Below are 17,398 nucleotides of genomic sequence, written 5' to 3' on the forward strand. Positions count from 1 at the left end.
GGCATTACCCGAACGGGTATGAACGGCTGGATATGCGCACAGGCACCGCGGCTGCGACGGCACATGTGGACCGGTTCGTCCTCGATCGTCTGCCGCCTGCAGAGCACTGGCCGCAGATCAGGCTCGACGAGTCGCTGTACTGCTACCCGAGCCGGCTGAATGCCGCCTCGATCCTGCTGGACAGGGCAATCGAACGGGGCTGGGACCAGCGCCCCTGCATGGGGCTCGGCGACGACATGTGGACCTACGCCGACGTGGCCGACTGCGCCAACCGGATCGCCGCGGTGCTGGTTGAGGACTACGGCGTCGTTGCGGGGAACCGCGTCCTGCTACGGGGCGCCAATGCACCTTGGATGGTGGCTGCCTGGCTTGGCGTGCTGAAAGCCGGCGCTGTGGCCGTCACGACGATGCCGCTGCTGCGCGCCGCCGAGCTTGCGAAGGTGTTGTCGAAGTGCGAGCCGGCGGTCTCGTTGTGCGAAGCGGGAATGGAAGCCGAGCTGCAGAAAGTGACCGGCGGTCCGATCGCCATCTGGGGACCGGACGGAGATCTCAACGTCGCGGCCGCAGTCAAGTCAGGCGAGTTCACCGCAGTGGACACCGCGGCAACCGACCCGGCCCTGCTGGCGTCCACCTCGGGCACCACCGGCGACCCCAAGGTTGCCGTGCACTTCCATCGCGACCTGCTGGTGATCGCCGACGCGTTCGAGCCGATCCTGCGAGCAGGCCCCGACGACGTGTTCGTCGGGAGCCCGCCGCTGGCGTTCACGTTCGGCTTGGGCGGCGAGGTGGTCTTCCCCATGCGAGCAGGAGCGTGCACCTGGTTCTGCGACGAGCCGGGCCCCGCTGCATTGGCGGAGCTGATCGCCAGACGGCAGGCCACCGTGTGCTTCAGCTCGCCCACCGCGTACCGGGCCATGACGATGCTCGATCCCCGGCCGGACCTCTCCTCACTGCGCTGCGGCGTGTCAGCCGGCGAATGGCTGCCGCGATCCACGTTCGAGCTCGTCGAGCACGAGCTCGGCCTGCGACTGAATGACGGGATCGGCGCCACCGAGCTGCTGCACATCTTCATCTCCGCGCCCGACGCCGAGATACGGCCCGGTTCGACGGGCAAGCCCCTGCCCGGGTGGGAGGCAGCGATCCTCGACGCCGACGGCGCCCCGGTGCCTGACGGCCGGCCAGGCCTGCTCGCCGTGCGAGGACCAATCGGCTGCCGCTACCTCGACGACGAACGCCAGACCGTCTACGTGCACAACGGCTGGAACTTCACGGGCGACGTCTATGTGCGTGACGCCGACGGCTACTTCTGGTACCAGGCCAGGGCCGACGACATGATCATCAGCTCTGGCTACAACATCGCTGCCCCCGAAGTCGAGGAAGCCCTGCTGACACACGCCGCAGTGGCCGAAGCGGGAGTGATCGGCACGCCTGACGCAGAGCGGGGCATGGTCGTCCACGCTTTCGTCCGTCTGACTGACCCGTCGTCTGCCACCGACGCGCTGGCGTGCGAGCTGCAAGACCACGTCAAGGCCTCGATTGCCCCCTACAAGTACCCTCGCCGGATCACCTTCTGTGCCGAGCCGCTGCCCACGACGCCGACGGGGAAGCTCCAGCGGCGCGGGCTGGCTGCCCCGCTCGGCGAATAGTGGCGAGGACTGGGTCGGGGACGGCATGACGAAGTCCCCGAGAGACCGCATTCTCGACATCTACGGGCTGTTCGCCCGCGACTATGGCGGCTGGGTTGCTGTCGGCGGGCTCATCGCCTTGCTGCGCGAGGTCGGCGTGGATGCGCAGGCCGTGCGATCCGCAGCGTCTCGCATGAAGCGCTCCGGGCTGCTGGTGCCCGAACGGGTGGACGGCAAGGCCGGGTACGCCCTCAGCGCTGATGGGCGCGAGATCCTCGAAGCGGGGGATCGGCGCATCTTCGGCAACGGCGTTCGGCCAAGCGACGACCGATGGCTGCTGGTGCTGTTCTCGATCCCCGAGCCAGAGCGCAGCAAGCGCTACCTGATCCGGTCGCAGCTCGCCCGCCTGGGCTTCGCGCCCGGCCCGGCTGCGTCATGGATCGCCCCCGCCTCGCTGGCGGATGAGGCTCGCACGATGCTGCGGCGCCATGGGCTCGACGGTTACGTCTCGTTCTTCGAGGGTGACTTTCGGCCCGACAGCGACGAGCCCCACATAGCGACCAGCGCATGGGATCTCGACATGATCAACAAGCTCTACGGCGAGTACCTCACCGCTCAACGGCCTATCTCGGACGCGTGGGTCACCGAGCCCGGGTCTGACTGCGACGCATTCGTGGCGCACATGAACAACATCAGCGCTTGGCGGCCGCTGCCCTACGCCGACCCGGGGCTGCCTCGCTCGGTCACACCTGAGGGATGGCTCGCTGACGAAGCCCGTGAGGTGTTCACGAAACTGCACCGCCAGCTGCGACCCGGCGCACACCGCTTCTACCTCGACACACTCAACACCGCCACCCGCCGCTAAAGAAGCACGTGTCATAGCGACTGGGGCGCATTCAGCGCAGGTCGCGGTCGATCAAGGCGTCGGGCACCTGCTCGCGCCGGCGGCTGGTGCGACCCTGCCAGTACTGGATCGGCCACGGCTGCTCGCTGCGGCCCAGATCGATCGCCGCGTTCAGCGTCCAGTAGGGATCGACCAGGTGCGCACGGGCGATCAGGCAGATGTCGGCCCGACCCGCCATCAGCACGGTGTTGACGTCGTCGATGCTGGAGATGGCGCCCACCGCCATGGTCGGAATGCCGACGGTGTTGCGGATGGCCTCGGCGAATGGCGTCTGGTACAGCCGCCCGTACGCCGGCTCTCCGCTGGGATCGACCTGGCCGGTCGAGACGTCGATGATGTCGACGCCGACGCCCTTGAGCATGTCGCTCAGCTCGATGGCCTCCGATCGGCTGAACCCGCCTTCGACCCAGTCGGTGGCCGAGATCCGCACTGACAGCGGTTTGCCCTGCGGCCAGGCCTCCCGTGCCGCCTCGGTGACGCGCAGCAGGAAGCGGGTCCGGTTCTCAAGCGAGCCGCCGTGGTCGTCGCTGCGCTGGTTCGTGACCGGCGACAGGAACGACGAGAGCAGGTAGCCGTGCGCAGCATGCAGCTCGACCAGGTCGAACCCGGCGTCAGCCCCTCGCCGGGTTGCCGCCACGAAGTCGTCGAGCACGGCATCCATCTGGGCATACGACATCTCGGCCGGCACTTGGCTGCCGGTCCGGTACCGCAGCGGCGACGCCGAGATCAGCGGCCAGTTGCCCGCTTCCAGGGGGACGTCCTCACCCTCCCACGGCACTCTCGTGGAGCCCTTGCGGCCCGCGTGCCCGAGCTGCAGGCCGATCTTGGCGTCGGTGAAGTCGTGCACGAACTGGGTGATCCCGGCCCATGCCTCGGCTTGGCGGGCGTTCCAGATCCCGGTGCAGGCGGGCGTGATGCGAGCGTCGGGCGAGGTGCAGGTCATCTCGGTCATCACTAGGGCGGCCCCGCCGACGGCACGGCTGCCCAGATGCACCTTGTGCCAGTCGTTCGGCATCCCGTCCACGGCGCTGTACTGCGCCATCGGCGACACGCCGATCCGGTTGTGAAAGCTCACGTCCCGCAGGGTGAAGGGGTAGAAGATAGGCGGCGTGTCCGGGGTCGGCGGCCGGTGTGCAGGCGGCTGCTGTTCGGCGAACCAGCGCAGGGTCTCGTCGTGGTACTGCGGGTCGCGCTCGCGCAGATTGTCGTAGGTGACTCGCTGCGACCTGGTGAACAGCGAGAACGCGAACTGCTCGAACGGGCGCTGGCGGTGATGGTCGACATTCGCGAACCAGTCCTCGCTGGTTGCCGCGGCCCGCTGCAGGCTCTCGATCTGGGGTCGGCGCTCGGATTCGTAGTTCTTGAGCGCCGTAGAGACATCGCCTGTTGCGGCCATGGCATCGGCGAGTGCGATCGCGTCCTCCAGCGCCATCTTCGTGCCGCTGCCCACCGAATAGTGAGCCGTGTGTGCGGCATCACCCAGCAGCACGACGTTGTTCGCGATCCACGACTCGCATGAGATGCGCGGGAAGCTGATCCACCGCGAGTTATTGCCGATGAGCGGCCGTCCGTCGAGATGGTCCGAGAAGAGCCGGCTGCACCACTCCAGGGCGTGCCGGTCGGACTGGCCTGGCGCCAGCCCGTCATCGTGGCCCCCGAGGCCGGCCAGTTTCCACGTCGGCTCGGCCATCTCGACGATGAATGTGGAGCGCGTGTCGTCGTAGGGATAGATGTGCGCCTGCACGGTGCGGCGCGCCCCGTCCTCGCAGCATTCGATGTCCTCGCTGTGCTTGATGTCTTCGAAGATGAACGTGAAGCGGTCGAAGGGGGCGTCGGTGGCGGTCCAGATGTACTTCGCCGAGCCGTGGCGGATCGTTGGGCGAAGGTCATCGGCATAGCGGGATCGGGTGTTGCTGTTGACGCCGTCGCCGGCTACGACCAAATCGACCCCACCCGACAGCGCATCGACATCGGCCTCGGTGGAGAATTCGACACGCACGCCGAGTTCGAGTGCCCGGCGGGTGAGGATCTCGAGCAGGCGCACCCGGGACAGCGCGGCAAAGCCGTGCCCGTCGGAGGTGACCGTCCGTCCCCGGTAGCGGACGTCCATCGTGCCCCAGTAGCGAAACTCCGACTCGATCGCAGCGATCGAGTCGGGATCGGTCTCTGCGATGTTGGCAAGCGTCTCGTCGGAGAACACCACGCCGAACCCGAACGTGTCGCCGCGGCGGTTGCGTTCGTACACGGTGATGTCGTGGCCCGGGTCCTGCTTGGCCATCAGGATGCTGAAGAACAGGTTTGCCGGACCGCCCCCGATGCAGGCGATCTTCATCGAGGCATCCGTTCGGGACCCGTCATCGTTCGTTGCATCCGTGAGATAGCGGGAAATTTGCGATGTCAAAAAGAGTAGTACGGTTCCGAGCATGCTCGACAACGCCGGAGCCGCCGCATGAGCACGGCCGTCGTCACCGGAGGCACTCGCGGGATCGGCCGGGCCATCAGCCTCGAACTCGCCGGTGCGGGCCACGACGTCATCGCCCTGGCCACCTCTGCGCCTGCTGAGCCGCTCGCCGGCGTCGACGCCCGCATCTGCGATGTGACCGATGAAGCGCAGGTGGTCTCGACGTTCTCCGACATCGGTCGAGTGGACATCCTCGTCAACAACGCCGGGGTGTCGGGATCGAACCGGCTGGGCCGCACGACTCTGGAGGAGTGGCACCGCAGCATCGCGGTCAATGCGACCGGGGCGTTCCTGTGCACCCGAGCGGTCATCGACGGAATGCTGGAACGCGACGCAGGCAGGATCGTGACCGTTGCCTCGATCGCAGGCGTCGAGGGCGCGAAGTACATCGCCGCCTATGCATCGTCAAAGCACGCGGCTATGGGCCTGATGCGTGTGGTGGCGGCCGAGGTGGATGGCACCGGGGTCACGGCCAACTCCGTGTGCCCGACATTCGTCCGCACCGAGATGACCGTCGCCACGATCGCCAACATCGCCCGCCAAACCGGCAAGAACCTCGCCGAGGCCGAGGCTGCCTTGGCCAAAGCCACCCCCCACGGGCGGATCATCGAGATCGCCGAAGTGGTCGAGGCGGTGATGGAGCTGCTCGACGGCGATCACAACGGCCAAGAGATCGTGCTCGACGGAGGACCGTCATGACATTGCGCGCCTCAGAGGTGCCGAGACGGAAAGGACTATGAGATGAGCACACCGCACCGGCAGATCAGCCCCGACTCGATGTCCCCCTCGCCGGGCTTTTCCCACGCGGTCGTGCCGGCCGACGGGCGGACGGTGTACCTCGCCGGCCAGATCGCCGCAGACCCGACCGGCGCTGTCGTCGGTGACACGTTCGCCGAGCAGTACGACGTGGCACTGGGCAACGTCGTCGAGGCGCTGGCGCATGCCGGCGGCGAACCCCACGACATCGTGTCGATGGTGGTGTACGCGACCGATGTGCAGGCCTACCGCAGCGATCTTCGCGGCGTGGGGGCCGCCCACCGCAAGCACCTCGGCCGGCACTTCCCGGCGATGGCGCTGCTGGGGACGACTGGGCTGGTCGAACCCGATGCGATGGTGGAGATCATCGCCACGGCCGTCGTTCCCGACTGAGAGCAGGCTGTGAGACGGACCTCGCCAAGGACGGCACGTAGGGTCCTGCCATGAGCCGAGCAGCCCTTGGCTGGGATTTCTGGGTGGATCGGGGTGGCACCTTCACTGATGTGGTGGCTCGGCGGCCCGACGGCAGCCTCGTCTCGCACAAGCTGCTGAGCGAGGACCCGCGCCGCTACGACGACGCAGCCACTACCGCCATCGCCGACCTGCTCGAGGTGCCCCGCGGTGAGCCGCTGCCGCCGGAGCGGATCCGGTCGGTGAAGATGGGGACCACGGTGGCCACCAATGCGCTGCTGCAGCGCCGCGGCGTGCCGACCCTGTTCGTGACCACGGCCGGATTCGGCGACGTGCTGCGCATCGGCTACCAGACCCGCCCGCACCTGTTCAAGCTCGACATCGTGCTGCCCGAGATGCTCTATGCGGAGGTGCTCGAGGTCGACGAGCGCATCGCGGCGGACGGCACGGTGCTGTGCCCGCTGGACCTGGCGTCGGCCACCGACGGCATGGCAGCGGCACGTGAGCGCGGCATGGAGGCCGTGGCCATCGTGCTGGTGCACGGCTACCGGCACACCGACCACGAGGCCGCTCTGGCAGCTGCGGCCCGCGAGATCGGCTTCTCGCAGGTCTCGGTCAGCCACGAGGTGGACCCGCTGGTCAAGATCGTCCCCCGCGGCGACACCACCGTGGCCGACGCCTACCTGTCCCCGATCTTGCGCAGCTACGTCGACGCCGTCGCGTCGAGAATCGGCACGGTCGATGCCGTGGCATCGAGAATCGGCACAGCCGCGTCAGCTGAGGGGCCGCAGCTGCAGTTCATGCAGTCCAACGGCGGTCTGGCGGATGCCCGGCGCTTCACCGGCCGCGATGCACTGCTGTCGGGTCCTGCCGGGGGTGTCGTCGGCATGGCCCGCACCGCCCAGGCGGCCGGGTTCGAGCGGCTCATCGGCTTTGACATGGGCGGCACGTCGACCGACGTCTCCCACTTCGCCGGCGAGTTCGAGCGGGCGAACGAGACCGAGGTGGCGGGCATCCGCGTCCGTACGCCGATCATCGACATGCACACGGTCGCTGCCGGGGGCGGATCGCTGCTCACGTTTGACGGCAGCCGGTTGCGTGTCGGCCCCGAGTCGGCTGGCGCCGACCCCGGGCCGGTCTGCTACGGCAACGACGGCCCGCTCGCGCTCACCGATGCCAACGCGGTGCTGGGTGTCATCCGACCCGAGTACTTCCCGGCGGTGTTCGGCGCTGACGGCACCGAGCCGCTCGACGCCGATGCTGCGGCCCGCGGCATCGCCGAGCTGGCCGACCGGATCGCGGACGCGAGCGGCGCGCGACGCAGTGCCGCCGAGGTGGCGTTTGGCTACGGCGAGATCGCAGCCGAGAACATGGCCAACGCGATCCGCAAGATCAGCACCGAACGGGGCCACGATGTCAGCGCCTACACGCTCGTCTGTTTCGGTGGTGCCGGCGGCCAGCACGCTTGCCGGGTCGCCGATCGGCTGGGCATCTCCACGGTCCTCATTCACCCGCATGCGGGCGTGCTCTCGGCGCTGGGCATCGGGTTGGCCGATGTCACCGACCTGCGTGCCGAACCGGTCGAAGCCCCCCTCGATGAAGCGCTCATTGACGAGCTGTACCGGCGATTGGCTGATGCCGCTCCCAGTGCCATCGACGCCGTGGCTGCCGCGGGCGTATCGCCCGATCGGATCGAGGTGACCGGCCGCCTCGCCGTCCGTTACCGGGGCTCGGACACGACGCTCGAGGTTCCACTTGGGACCGCGGCCGAAGTGGCCGCTGCGTTCGAGCTCGCACACCGGACGAGATTCGGCTTCAGCCCGCCCGGAGCGGCGAACTCCGCAACAGCACTGGTGGTCGATGCGCTGCATATCGAGGCCCGCGGTCAAGCTGTTGACCCGCCGCCTGCCGCACCGACACCCGGCGACCGCGAGCCGCTGCTCGCCACGCATCCGACCTACATGGGCTCAACCGCCGGCACGGCAGCGAATGGCACCGCACCAGCCGACGGCAACACGCAGCCGACCTGCGAGCGCTACGACACACCATTCTGGGACCGCACCGCCATGGCGCCCGGCACGGCGGTGGCAGGCCCAGCGGTCATCGTCGAGCCGAACGCCACGACGGTGATCGAGCCGGGCTGGCAGGGCACCATCACCGACCGAGGCGATCTCGTGCTGGATCGGGTGGTGGCCCGACCCTCACGCATCGCGATCGGCACGAGCGTCGATCCGGTGCAGCTCGAGATCTTCAACAACCTGTTCATGAACATCGCCGAGCAGATGGGCGTGGTGCTCGAGCACACCGCCGTGTCGGTGAACATCAAGGAGCGGCGCGACTTCAGTTGTGCGCTCTTCGATCTCTCCGGCGAGCTCGTCGCCAACGCACCGCACCTGCCGGTGCATCTCGGCTCGATGAGCGAGTCCATTCGCACCGTCATCGAGCAGAACCCCCACATGGCACCCGGCGACGTCTTCGTGCTCAACAACCCCTACAACGGCGGCACGCACCTGCCCGATGTGACGGTGGTGCGACCGGTGTTCGACGCCGCGGGCGGCGAGCGCATCTTCTACGTGGCCTCCCGCGGCCACCACGCCGATATCGGCGGCTGCGTCCCCGGTTCGGCGCCGGCCGATTCGACCACCATCGACGAGGAGGGGCTCGTGCTCGACAACCTCCAGATCGTGACCGAGGGACGCTTCCTTGAGGACAAGGTGCGCGAGGTGCTCGCCAGCGGTCCGTGGCCGGCGCGCAACCCCGACCAGAACATCGCCGACCTGCGCGCCCAGGTGGCGGCCTGCGAGCGGGGCGCCGTCGAGCTGGCCCGCATCGTCGAGTACTACGGCCTCGATGTCGTGCACGCCTACATGGGCCATGTCGCCGACAATGCCGAGGAGATGGTGCGCCGGGTCATCGATGCGCTCGATGACGGCAGCTACCGGATGGAGCTGGACGACGGCAGCGTGATCTGCGTTCGCATCTCGGTGGATGCCGACCAGCGCAGCGCAGTCGTCGATTTCGCCGGCACCAGCGGTCAGCATCCGGGCAACTTCAACGCCCCGGTGGCGGTGTGCCGCTCGGCGGTGCTCTACGTGTTCCGCTGCATGGTCGACGACGCCATCCCGCTGAACGCCGGCTGCCTGCGGCCGCTCGAACTCGTGGTGCCCGACCCCTCGATGCTGTCGCCCCACCCGCCCGCCGCAGTCATCGCCGGCAACGTCGAGACGTCCCAGCAGATCACCGATGCGCTGTTCGGCGCGCTGGGGGTGGTGGCTGCCTCGCAGGGCACCATGAACAACTTCATCTGGGGCAACGCTGCCCACCAGTACTACGAGACGATCTGCGGGGGAGCGGGTGCCACGGCGCGGCGCCCAGGCGCCGATGCGGTGCACACGCACATGACCAACACCCGCCTCACCGACCCCGAGATACTCGAGCAGCGCCATCCGGTGCTGCTCGAGCGGTTCGAGGTGCGCCAAGGCTCGGGCGGCCGTGGCGCAAACGACGGGGGCGACGGCGTCGTGCGGCGCCTGCGCTTCGGCGAGCCCATGACAGCCAATCTGCTGTCGAGCTGCCGGCGCATTGCGCCGTTCGGCGTCGCCGGCGGCGAGGACGGTGCGCGCGGGCGCAATCTGCTCGAACGGGTCGACGGCACCGTCACCGAGCTGGCCGGCTGTGCCCGAGTGGAGGTCGGCGAAGGCGACGTGATGGAGATCCACACGCCCGGAGGCGGCGGCTACGGCAGGCCACTTCCGGCTGCTGCGGGGTGAGTGCCCCATGAACTGCTAAGCGAGACAGGGTGAGTGATGAATGAACAGGTGCTGACGCCCGAGCGAGCCGAGCTCGTGACCCGGATGGCCGAACTGGGGCCTGCATTTGCCGAGCGTGCGCCCACCTACGACCGCGATGCCAGCTTCCCGCATGAGAACTGGGCCGACCTGGCCGATGCCGGGTTCCTGGGCCTGTGCGTGCCCAAAGAGGTCGGCGGGCTGGGTGCAGATTTCGTGGGCTACGCGCTCGTGGCCGAGGAGATGGGTCGGCATTGCGCAACCACGGCGCTGACGTTCAACATGCACACCGCCACCGCGCTGCTCTCCGGCCCGATCGCCGAAGCATTGCTGGCCGGCGAGCGCGGGCGTGAGCTGGATCCCGATGGGGCCATGGCTGCTCATCTCGCCGAAACCCGGCCGCACCTGTGGGAGGGAATGGTCGGCGGCCGCGTCATCCATTCCCAGCCGTTCTCCGAGGGCCAGGCGCCGGGCGCGCGATCGGGTTTCAGCACCATGGCGGTGCCCACCGAGGGCGGCTATCGCGTGACCGGCCGCAAGATCTTCGCCTCGCTGAGCGGCGCTGCTCACGTCCACAACGTGCTGGCGGTGGTGGAGGGCGATCCCCACATCCGCCTGCTCGGCGTGCCTGCCGACGGCGAGGGTGCCGAGATCGTCGGTGACTGGGACCCGATCGGCATGCGCGGCACCGACTCCCGCACGCTGGTGATGGACAACGTGTTCGTGCCGGCCCGCAATGAGGTGCTGCCGCCGGGCATGTTCAACGCGATGGTGGAGCGCTTCCCCCAGTTCTACATGACCTTGTCGTTCAGCTATCTGGGGCTGATGCGGGCCATCCTGGATGCCACGCGCACCTACTTGCGGGGCGAGTCGGGGGTGAAGGCGTCACGTGACCACCCGATCAAGCAGACCGGCTGGGCGCAGCTGCAGCTGATCTACGACCGGGCGCAGTCGCTGACCTACCGGGTGCTCAGCGAGCTCCGGGCCGATCCCAGCCCCGAGGAGCTGCGCCGGGCGCATGTGGCAACGGTGACCACGATGGAGAGCGCACCCGAGATGGCATCGCTGGCACTGCGCACTTGCGGCGGGAGGTCGTTGCTGCGGCCCGGCCGCCTCGAGCAGCACTACCGCGATGCCCGCTGCGGCGCCACCATGCTGCCGTGGAGCACGGAGGAACTGCTGGTGCGTCTCGGCCGCAACGGCCTCTACGACGAAGTCGCCGACGACGGCTAGCCGCTAAACCCGTCGGCTGCTTTCGCTCCTCGGCGTTACGATGTGAGCGGCATACACGACGTGTCGTGAGGACGGGATCCGCCCGGTGGTCAGAGCTACTCCGGTAGCGGGGGCGGTCCCGTCCCGTGCCGAACCTACGAGAGCCCTGCTGCGCGGTCACTCTGATTTTCTTCGCTGGAGCGTGCCTCGTTGCCCGCCTGGGTCCGCTGACGAGCGGATACTGAGTTGCTCACGGTTGGGTCATCGATGCCGTTCGTCCGGGTCGATCCTTTGGAAGACAATGTCGAAGGGAACCTCAATGCGAGCTCGAATGTCGTCCGCAATCGTGGCGAAGAGCTCGTCCTGGGGCGGCCATCGATTGTCACCGTAGGAGTTCGGATCACCTGTGAGCATGACGGAACCGACATCGTGCGGGATTCGGTAAGTGTCAATTGCGATTTCCAGCGCGTTGGCCCTGTGATTGATCCACGTCCACGCGACAGCCTCTGACAGTTCGATCGCTTGGACAGCACCATCGAGCGTGTCGCGCGGAAGATAGATGCCATTCCCGTCACCGAACTGCTGCTGAGCGGATTGGATCTGGGCGTAGGTTACCGATGCGCCGATCCGAAGCTCGATGTCAGAATGCTCGGCGGCAACTTCTTGTGCCTGCGGACTTGGTGGATCATCACCGGTGAGCCAAAGCCATGCGACGAATGATTCACCGATCCGCATATACGGATCCGCTTGATCGATACCCCAGCCCGCCGTTCGCTTCGATTCTGTCTCACGTAGTCCTGCCAGCACTATCTCCATTTCCGGAATGCGTTCCAGTCGGCGGTTCGCTTCGGTTGGCAGGACTCGATGTGTGGATGAATATATTGCAACTGTGCATGCTCGAGTGAAGCGATCACTCAGATAGCCGCAGCTTTCAATGCTTGAACCGCGCAAAATACGGTGATTTCCGCACTCTGGACTTCGATCGACTAACCATTGGGCATCGTCGATCATAATCTCTTTCCCAAGCGAGAATGGGCCAGCAGTGTGAACACGATGATGAAACCAGAGTTCTTCGTTCGCCTCATCATATTGCACAAGATCATTTGGCAAGGACAGCACCCAGCGCAGGGTGTCCCTCGGGCCATCCCCCGGGAAGCTCGGACGTTGATGCATCCTGTAAAACACATCGAGATAAAGACACTTACCTTCGACATGTGGGACACCAACAGCTCGACTCAGAATCGATTCTGCGACTTCGTAGACTCTGCGCTCGTACATCTCATGGAAGTCCGCCCACGGCAGCGGCCGTATGTTCTCGAGTCGTGGATACCATAGGGATTCATTGATAGCGGATGTTGTCCGTGTAGCTATTTCGCCTTCAGTCAAGGATGTTACGATGGACTGCGTTTGATGCCGATTCGTCGGCACCGGAGCACGGTTATCAGGTGGTACGCTCATTCTGAGTTCGCTTGATACACTTGGTTCAGCACCGTTACCGGGCCCGGTTTCATAACCACGTGTACAAGCTATTGATAGCAGCATTAAGCCCGTGAGCATCGCGTGCCGCATGACACTATTGACTCTGGTCCAATGCTGACAACCTCGCAGTTAGTGCACAGGGATTATGGTACATCTTCAGGCCAATTGGTCACTACTGTGACCCCAAGAGCATTCTGTACTCGCCGGATCGAGCTGAACACAATAAACGAATTGGACTTGTTGCACGGGTTGTCTTCTGGTCCTGCTTTGTGAATGCCATAAGCGGCACTGTAACTGTAGACAGGACCGCCACTATCTCCCTTGCATGACCGGACGTTCGGTCCAGACGCGCGAACGAACACTGCTTGGCAGGTCCCTCCGTATCCATCACATCCATCGCTACTGCTGGGCTGGAACCTGACGTTGTCGACGGTGCCGCAACTTACACCGGAATTGGTGCCCGCGCGGCACACATGATCATCAAGCATCAGCAGCCGTCCTGGACCAATGCTACGGACTGCGCAGGTTCGAGGGTTTTCAGGATGGTTACTGCAGAGGATCCTGTTGGTGGCGGTGTGAGCTTGATTTCTCGGAATGAGATAAAAGGCTGCGTCGTTGCTGGCGTTGTATGCGCGCACCCCGAAGGTAAGCGCCACGCCTTGTGTCGTCCATGTGCTGCGACGGCAGTGGCCAGCAGTGATGATCCCATATCTGCCGTGGTTGCTGTGGTAGGCGGTGAATCCGGATGTGCAGACAGCTGATCCATTTGTCATCCGGTGGCCGCCTTCGAAAGCGGTTTGATCCTCGATTGCGTCAGCTTTGATGACGTTGTACGGGACGGCGATGTGGGGTGCCAGCAGGGCGGTGATGATGGCGAGCGTCCCGGCGTCGTCCGGGGCATCACCTGTGCTGCCAACCGGTCCGAATGGGCCACGACCTTCCAGAGCGTCGAGCGCACCTGATGGCGGGGCTGGTGCGCTGCTGGTGTCGATGCCGATTTCGAGCGCATTGGCCCTCACGTCCACTGCGGTGTGTGTGATCAGATCGCTGATGTCGATCTGGACAGCGTCTGCTGCGCCGGTATTGCCGACTGGTCCGATGCCCTCACCGATGCCGAACTTGTCTTGGGCTGCGGTGAGTGCCGCGAATGTGAATTTTGCGCCGGTGCGGATCTTCACGTCGCTGTGCGCGTCAGCGATTTCGGCGGCAGCGCTGCTGGGCGGTTCTGATCCGGTGAGCCACACCCACGCGGTCATTGGACCGTGATGATCGATGCCCCACCCGGCGAGCCGATCTGCTTCGAGACTGTGGAGAGCGCCGATGATGTCCTGCAGCGCTGGGATGCGTTCGAGCCGTCGCTGCGCTTCGGCGAGCGTGACCGAGTAGTCGGATGCGTAGGAAGCGACGACCGGGTGGATTGCCGGCTCGCTATCCGCAGCGGTGTCGGCGAGGGCGCTCGCTGGCAGCAGGGCACCGAGTGTGCAGGCGATGAGAAGTACGGCGAATGCTTGTCGCATTCTGCGATGAAGTGGGTCGCCTCGGGCTTGTCGGTATGGGTGGTGTCGCATGGCGTGTCTCCTTTCGAGTCGGCGGCGGACTCGGGCGAGACGGCTCGCCACGAGCCTTCCGCTGATTCGAACTTACTAAACGTTCAGTAAGTGACGTGACACCTGTGAGGTCGGCATCGACAGACCAGGCTGTTGTGAGCAACTCTGCATGCGTTGTGGTGCTGACCGGCTCTACCTCGCATCGCACAAGGCGCTCGAATCGGTCTGGCTGGACTCGCTGGAGCGTGCCTCGTTGCCCGCTTGGGCCCGCTGAGCAACAAATCCGGGCGCGATCTGCGCACGCATCGGCCATAGTGAGGCCGTGACCGGGACCGAAGATCCACTAGAGCAACCGATCGTCGTGTGGGACGGCGCGCCGAACCTGCACAATCCGCTCCTGCTGGTGGCGTTCGAGGGCTGGTTCGACGCCGGCGAGTGCGCCACCGGCGCGCTCACGTGGATCCGCGAGCGAAGCGAGGCACGGCGGGTCTGCCATATCGACCCCGAGGAGTTCTTCGACTTCCAGGAGAGCCGCCCGCACATCGAGATCGCTCCCGATGGGGAGCGCCGTATCCGCTGGCCGGAGATCGAGTGCCACGTCGTGCCGGCTGCCCCGCCGCACGACCTCGTGCTGCTGTCGGGCATCGAGCCGCGGATGCGTTGGCGCACGTTCTGCGAGGGAGTGGCGGAGATCGCCCGTGGACTCGGCTGCCAGATGGTGGTGACGCTCGGGGCCATGGTCGCGGGCGTGGCCCACTCGCGGACCGCCTCGGTCAAGGGCAGCGCCGCCAACGGGGAGCTGGCCGCTCGCCTGGGCCTCGACAGCCCTACCTACCAAGGCCCCACCGGCATCATCGGCACGCTGCACGACGTGCTGGACCGGGCAGCGTTTCCTGTGGTGTCGCTGCGCGTGGGGGTGCCGCATTACGTCGCGGGCCCGCCGAATCCCAAGGGCACGCGGGCACTGCTGGCCCATTTCGAGACGGTCACGGGCGTGACCACCGGTTACCGCGAGCTGGACAGCAGCGTGCAGACCTGGGAGCAGCGTGTCGATGAGGCGGTGGCGCGAGACCCCGAGATCGTGGCCTATATCCGGCAGCTCGAAGCCGAAGCAGACCGCACCGCCGAGGAGAACCTGCCGAGCGGCGACGACATAGCGCTGGAATTCCAGAAGTTCCTGGCCGAGCAGCGCGAGTCGCCCCCCGACGAGCCGTCGTAGGGTTCTCACATGGGCGGCAGCACGTTCGGGGACCGCTTCGCGGTCACCACGTTCGGCGAATCGCACGGCGGAGCGCTGGGGGTGATCATCGACGGCTGCCCGGCGCGCATCGAGTTGAGCGAGGCCGATGTGCAGGACGACCTCGACCGGCGCCGTCCCGGCCAGAGCCGCATTGTCACCCAGCGCCAGGAGGCTGACCGGGTGACGATCCACTCGGGTGTCTTCGAGGGCCTCACGCTGGGCACGCCGATCGGCATGACCGTGGCCAACACCGATGCCCGGCCCGGCGCATATTCCGAAATGGCCACCAAGTACCGGCCGAGCCACGCCGACTACACCACCGAGGCCAAGTACGGCATCCGCAACTGGCAGGGGGGCGGGCGTGCATCGGCCCGTGAGACCGTCGGCCGGGTTGCGGCGGGCGCGGTGGCTCGCAAGATCCTGGCAACGGCCGGGGTGGAGGTGCTGGGCTGGGTCAGCTCGGTGCGCGACATCACTGCCGACGTCGATCCCGCGGAGTTGACCCGCCACGACGTGGAGGCCGACCCGACCCGTTGCCCTGATCCCGCCGCCGCAGCCCGCATCACCGAAGCCATCGACGCTGCCCGCCACGACGGCAACTCGCTGGGAGGCGTGGTGGCCTGCGTGGCACGCGGTGTGCCGCCGGGCTTGGGCGAACCGGTCTTCGACAAGCTCGACGCTGAGCTTGCGGGCGCGGTGATGTCGCTGCCGGCGGCCAAGGGCATGGAGATCGGCAGCGGCTTCGCCGGAACGCTGATGACCGGCCGCACCCACAACGACGAGTTCGCGCCCGGTCCCGACGGCCGACCCGTCCCGGTCACCAACCGCAGCGGCGGCATCCAGGGCGGCATCAGCAACGGTGCCGACATCGTGCTGCGTGTGGCCTTCAAGCCCACTGCCACCATTGCGAGCGAGCAGAAGACGGTGACCAGCTCGGGCGAGGCCACGGTGCTCGCCGCCCGCGGTCGTCACGATCCGTGCGTGCTGCCCCGGGCGGTGCCGATGGTGGAGGCGATGGTCTGCCTCGTGCTGGCCGACCATCTCCTGCGCCAGCAGACAACCCAGCTCGCAGACGCTCCTTCGCCGCCGCAGCCATCTGGCTGACGGCCAGCCGATGGACATCGCACAGATTTCGCTCGTCGCAGCCGCGGGCGTGGTGGCGGGCGTGGTCAACGCCATGGCCGGCGGCGGTTCGCTGCTGACGGTCAGCCTGCTCACGGTGGTGGGCGATCTCGGCGGGTTGGTGGCCAACGGCACCAACCGCATCGGCGTCGTCACCCAGAACCTGGCGTCGGTTGCCGGCTACCGGTCGGAGGGCGTGTCGGGCTTGCGCCGCTCGGTGCCCGTACTGCTGCCGGCGCTGATCGGTTCGGTAATCGGCGCCTACGCGGTCTCCAGCCTGCTCAGCGACACGGCCTTCGAGCGGGTCTTCGGCATCTTGATGGTGCCGCTGCTGATCCTGAGCCTGTGGCCGCCGAAGGCCCGCGGCGACGAGATCGTCTGGCCGAGGGCGCTGACCGTGGCGGTGTTCTTCCTGATCGGCGCCTACGGCGGCGCATTTCAAGCAGGTGTGGGGCTCTTGCTGGTGTTGGCCCTGTCGCACGCCGGGCTCGACTTGGTGAACGCCAACGCGGTCAAGGTGGTGGTGATCGCTGTGCTGACCGTGGTGGCAGTGCCGGTGTTCATCCTGAACGACCAGGTGCACTGGGGATTCGCCGTCATCGTGGCCGCGGGCTTCGCTGTCGGCGGCTGGCTGGGTGCCCGCTGGGCGGTGCGCGGCGGCGAGCGGTTGATCCGGCCCGTGCTGGCCGTCGCTGTCCTCGGCCTCGCCGGCCGCATGGTCGGCCTGTACTGAGAGGCTGAGCCCCCAGGCGAAGCCGTGGCCCGAGCGGCCCGTGAGCGCAGCGAACAAGAGCGGGAAGCAACGGGTGCGACAACGAGAAGGTTCACCTATTGGCGCAGCCTTTGAGAACCC

At 66.7% G+C, this 17,398-nt stretch carries 12 protein-coding genes; 9 read left to right on the forward strand and 3 right to left on the reverse strand.

Going from position 1 to position 17,398, the window contains the following annotated elements; all coding sequences use genetic code 11:
- Positions 1-32: 32 nt before the first annotated feature.
- Entirely contained in the window at positions 33-1,646 is a 1,614-nt protein-coding gene (locus tag ACOGI8_RS00895) for an AMP-binding protein (RefSeq protein WP_419855027.1), read from the forward strand.
- Between the two features lie 25 nt (positions 1,647-1,671).
- Positions 1,672-2,490 (forward strand): PaaX family transcriptional regulator C-terminal domain-containing protein, encoded by an 819-nt coding sequence (locus ACOGI8_RS00900; RefSeq protein ID WP_419855028.1) that lies wholly within the window; start codon positions 1,672-1,674, stop codon positions 2,488-2,490.
- A 31-nt stretch (positions 2,491-2,521) separates the two neighbouring features.
- Here the strand turns inward: ACOGI8_RS00900 and ACOGI8_RS00905 are convergent, their stop codons facing one another.
- Positions 2,522-4,861, reverse strand: coding sequence for an FAD-dependent monooxygenase (locus ACOGI8_RS00905; RefSeq protein WP_419855029.1), 2,340 nt, complete (start codon positions 4,859-4,861; stop codon positions 2,522-2,524).
- Between the two features lie 117 nt (positions 4,862-4,978).
- Between ACOGI8_RS00905 and ACOGI8_RS00910 the strand changes: the two genes are divergently transcribed.
- From ACOGI8_RS00910 to ACOGI8_RS00925, 4 genes are read left to right on the forward strand one after another with little or no spacing between them, the layout of a single operon-like run.
- Positions 4,979-5,689, forward strand: coding sequence for an SDR family NAD(P)-dependent oxidoreductase (locus ACOGI8_RS00910; protein WP_419855030.1), 711 nt, complete (start codon positions 4,979-4,981; stop codon positions 5,687-5,689).
- 42 nt (positions 5,690-5,731) lie between these two features.
- Positions 5,732-6,139, forward strand: coding sequence for a RidA family protein (locus ACOGI8_RS00915; RefSeq protein WP_419855031.1), 408 nt, complete (start codon positions 5,732-5,734; stop codon positions 6,137-6,139).
- A gap of 50 nt (positions 6,140-6,189) precedes the next feature.
- Complete coding sequence (locus tag ACOGI8_RS00920; protein ID WP_419855032.1) at positions 6,190-9,927, forward strand: hydantoinase B/oxoprolinase family protein; 3,738 nt, start codon at positions 6,190-6,192, stop codon at positions 9,925-9,927.
- Between the two features lie 36 nt (positions 9,928-9,963).
- Positions 9,964-11,178, forward strand: a complete 1,215-nt coding sequence (locus ACOGI8_RS00925) for an acyl-CoA dehydrogenase family protein (protein WP_419855033.1) — start codon at positions 9,964-9,966, stop codon at positions 11,176-11,178.
- A gap of 240 nt (positions 11,179-11,418) precedes the next feature.
- Here the strand turns inward: ACOGI8_RS00925 and ACOGI8_RS00930 are convergent, their stop codons facing one another.
- Together ACOGI8_RS00930 and ACOGI8_RS00935 are read right to left on the reverse strand one after the other, a co-directional pair.
- The gene (locus ACOGI8_RS00930) at positions 11,419-12,543 is read right to left on the reverse strand and encodes a hypothetical protein (RefSeq protein WP_419855034.1); all 1,125 of its coding nucleotides are present in this window, start codon (positions 12,541-12,543) and stop codon (positions 11,419-11,421) included.
- Between the two features lie 236 nt (positions 12,544-12,779).
- A complete protein-coding gene (locus tag ACOGI8_RS00935) occupies positions 12,780-14,153 on the reverse strand; it encodes a trypsin-like serine protease (protein ID WP_419855035.1) in 1,374 nt (457 codons plus the stop codon).
- A gap of 352 nt (positions 14,154-14,505) precedes the next feature.
- On the opposite strand from ACOGI8_RS00935, the gene ACOGI8_RS00940 reads away from it, so the two are divergent.
- The 3 genes from ACOGI8_RS00940 to ACOGI8_RS00950 are packed head-to-tail and all read left to right on the forward strand — an operon-like array spanning position 14,506 to position 17,278.
- Positions 14,506-15,402: a PAC2 family protein gene (locus ACOGI8_RS00940; protein WP_419855036.1), complete on the forward strand. Its 897-nt coding sequence runs from the start codon at positions 14,506-14,508 to the stop codon at positions 15,400-15,402.
- Positions 15,403-15,411: 9 nt separating this feature from the next.
- Positions 15,412-16,527 carry a chorismate synthase gene (gene aroC, locus ACOGI8_RS00945; protein ID WP_419855037.1) on the forward strand — a complete coding sequence of 372 codons (1,116 nt, stop codon included), beginning with the start codon at positions 15,412-15,414 and terminating at the stop codon, positions 16,525-16,527.
- 10 nt (positions 16,528-16,537) lie between these two features.
- On the forward strand, positions 16,538-17,278 hold the full coding sequence (locus ACOGI8_RS00950) for a sulfite exporter TauE/SafE family protein (RefSeq protein WP_419855038.1): 741 nt from the start codon (positions 16,538-16,540) through the stop codon (positions 17,276-17,278).
- Positions 17,279-17,398 lie beyond the last annotated feature (120 nt).

Origin of the sequence: Candidatus Poriferisodalis sp. (genome assembly GCF_965204195.1) — a bacterium.
Lineage (GTDB): Bacteria > Actinomycetota > Acidimicrobiia > Acidimicrobiales > Poriferisodalaceae > Poriferisodalis.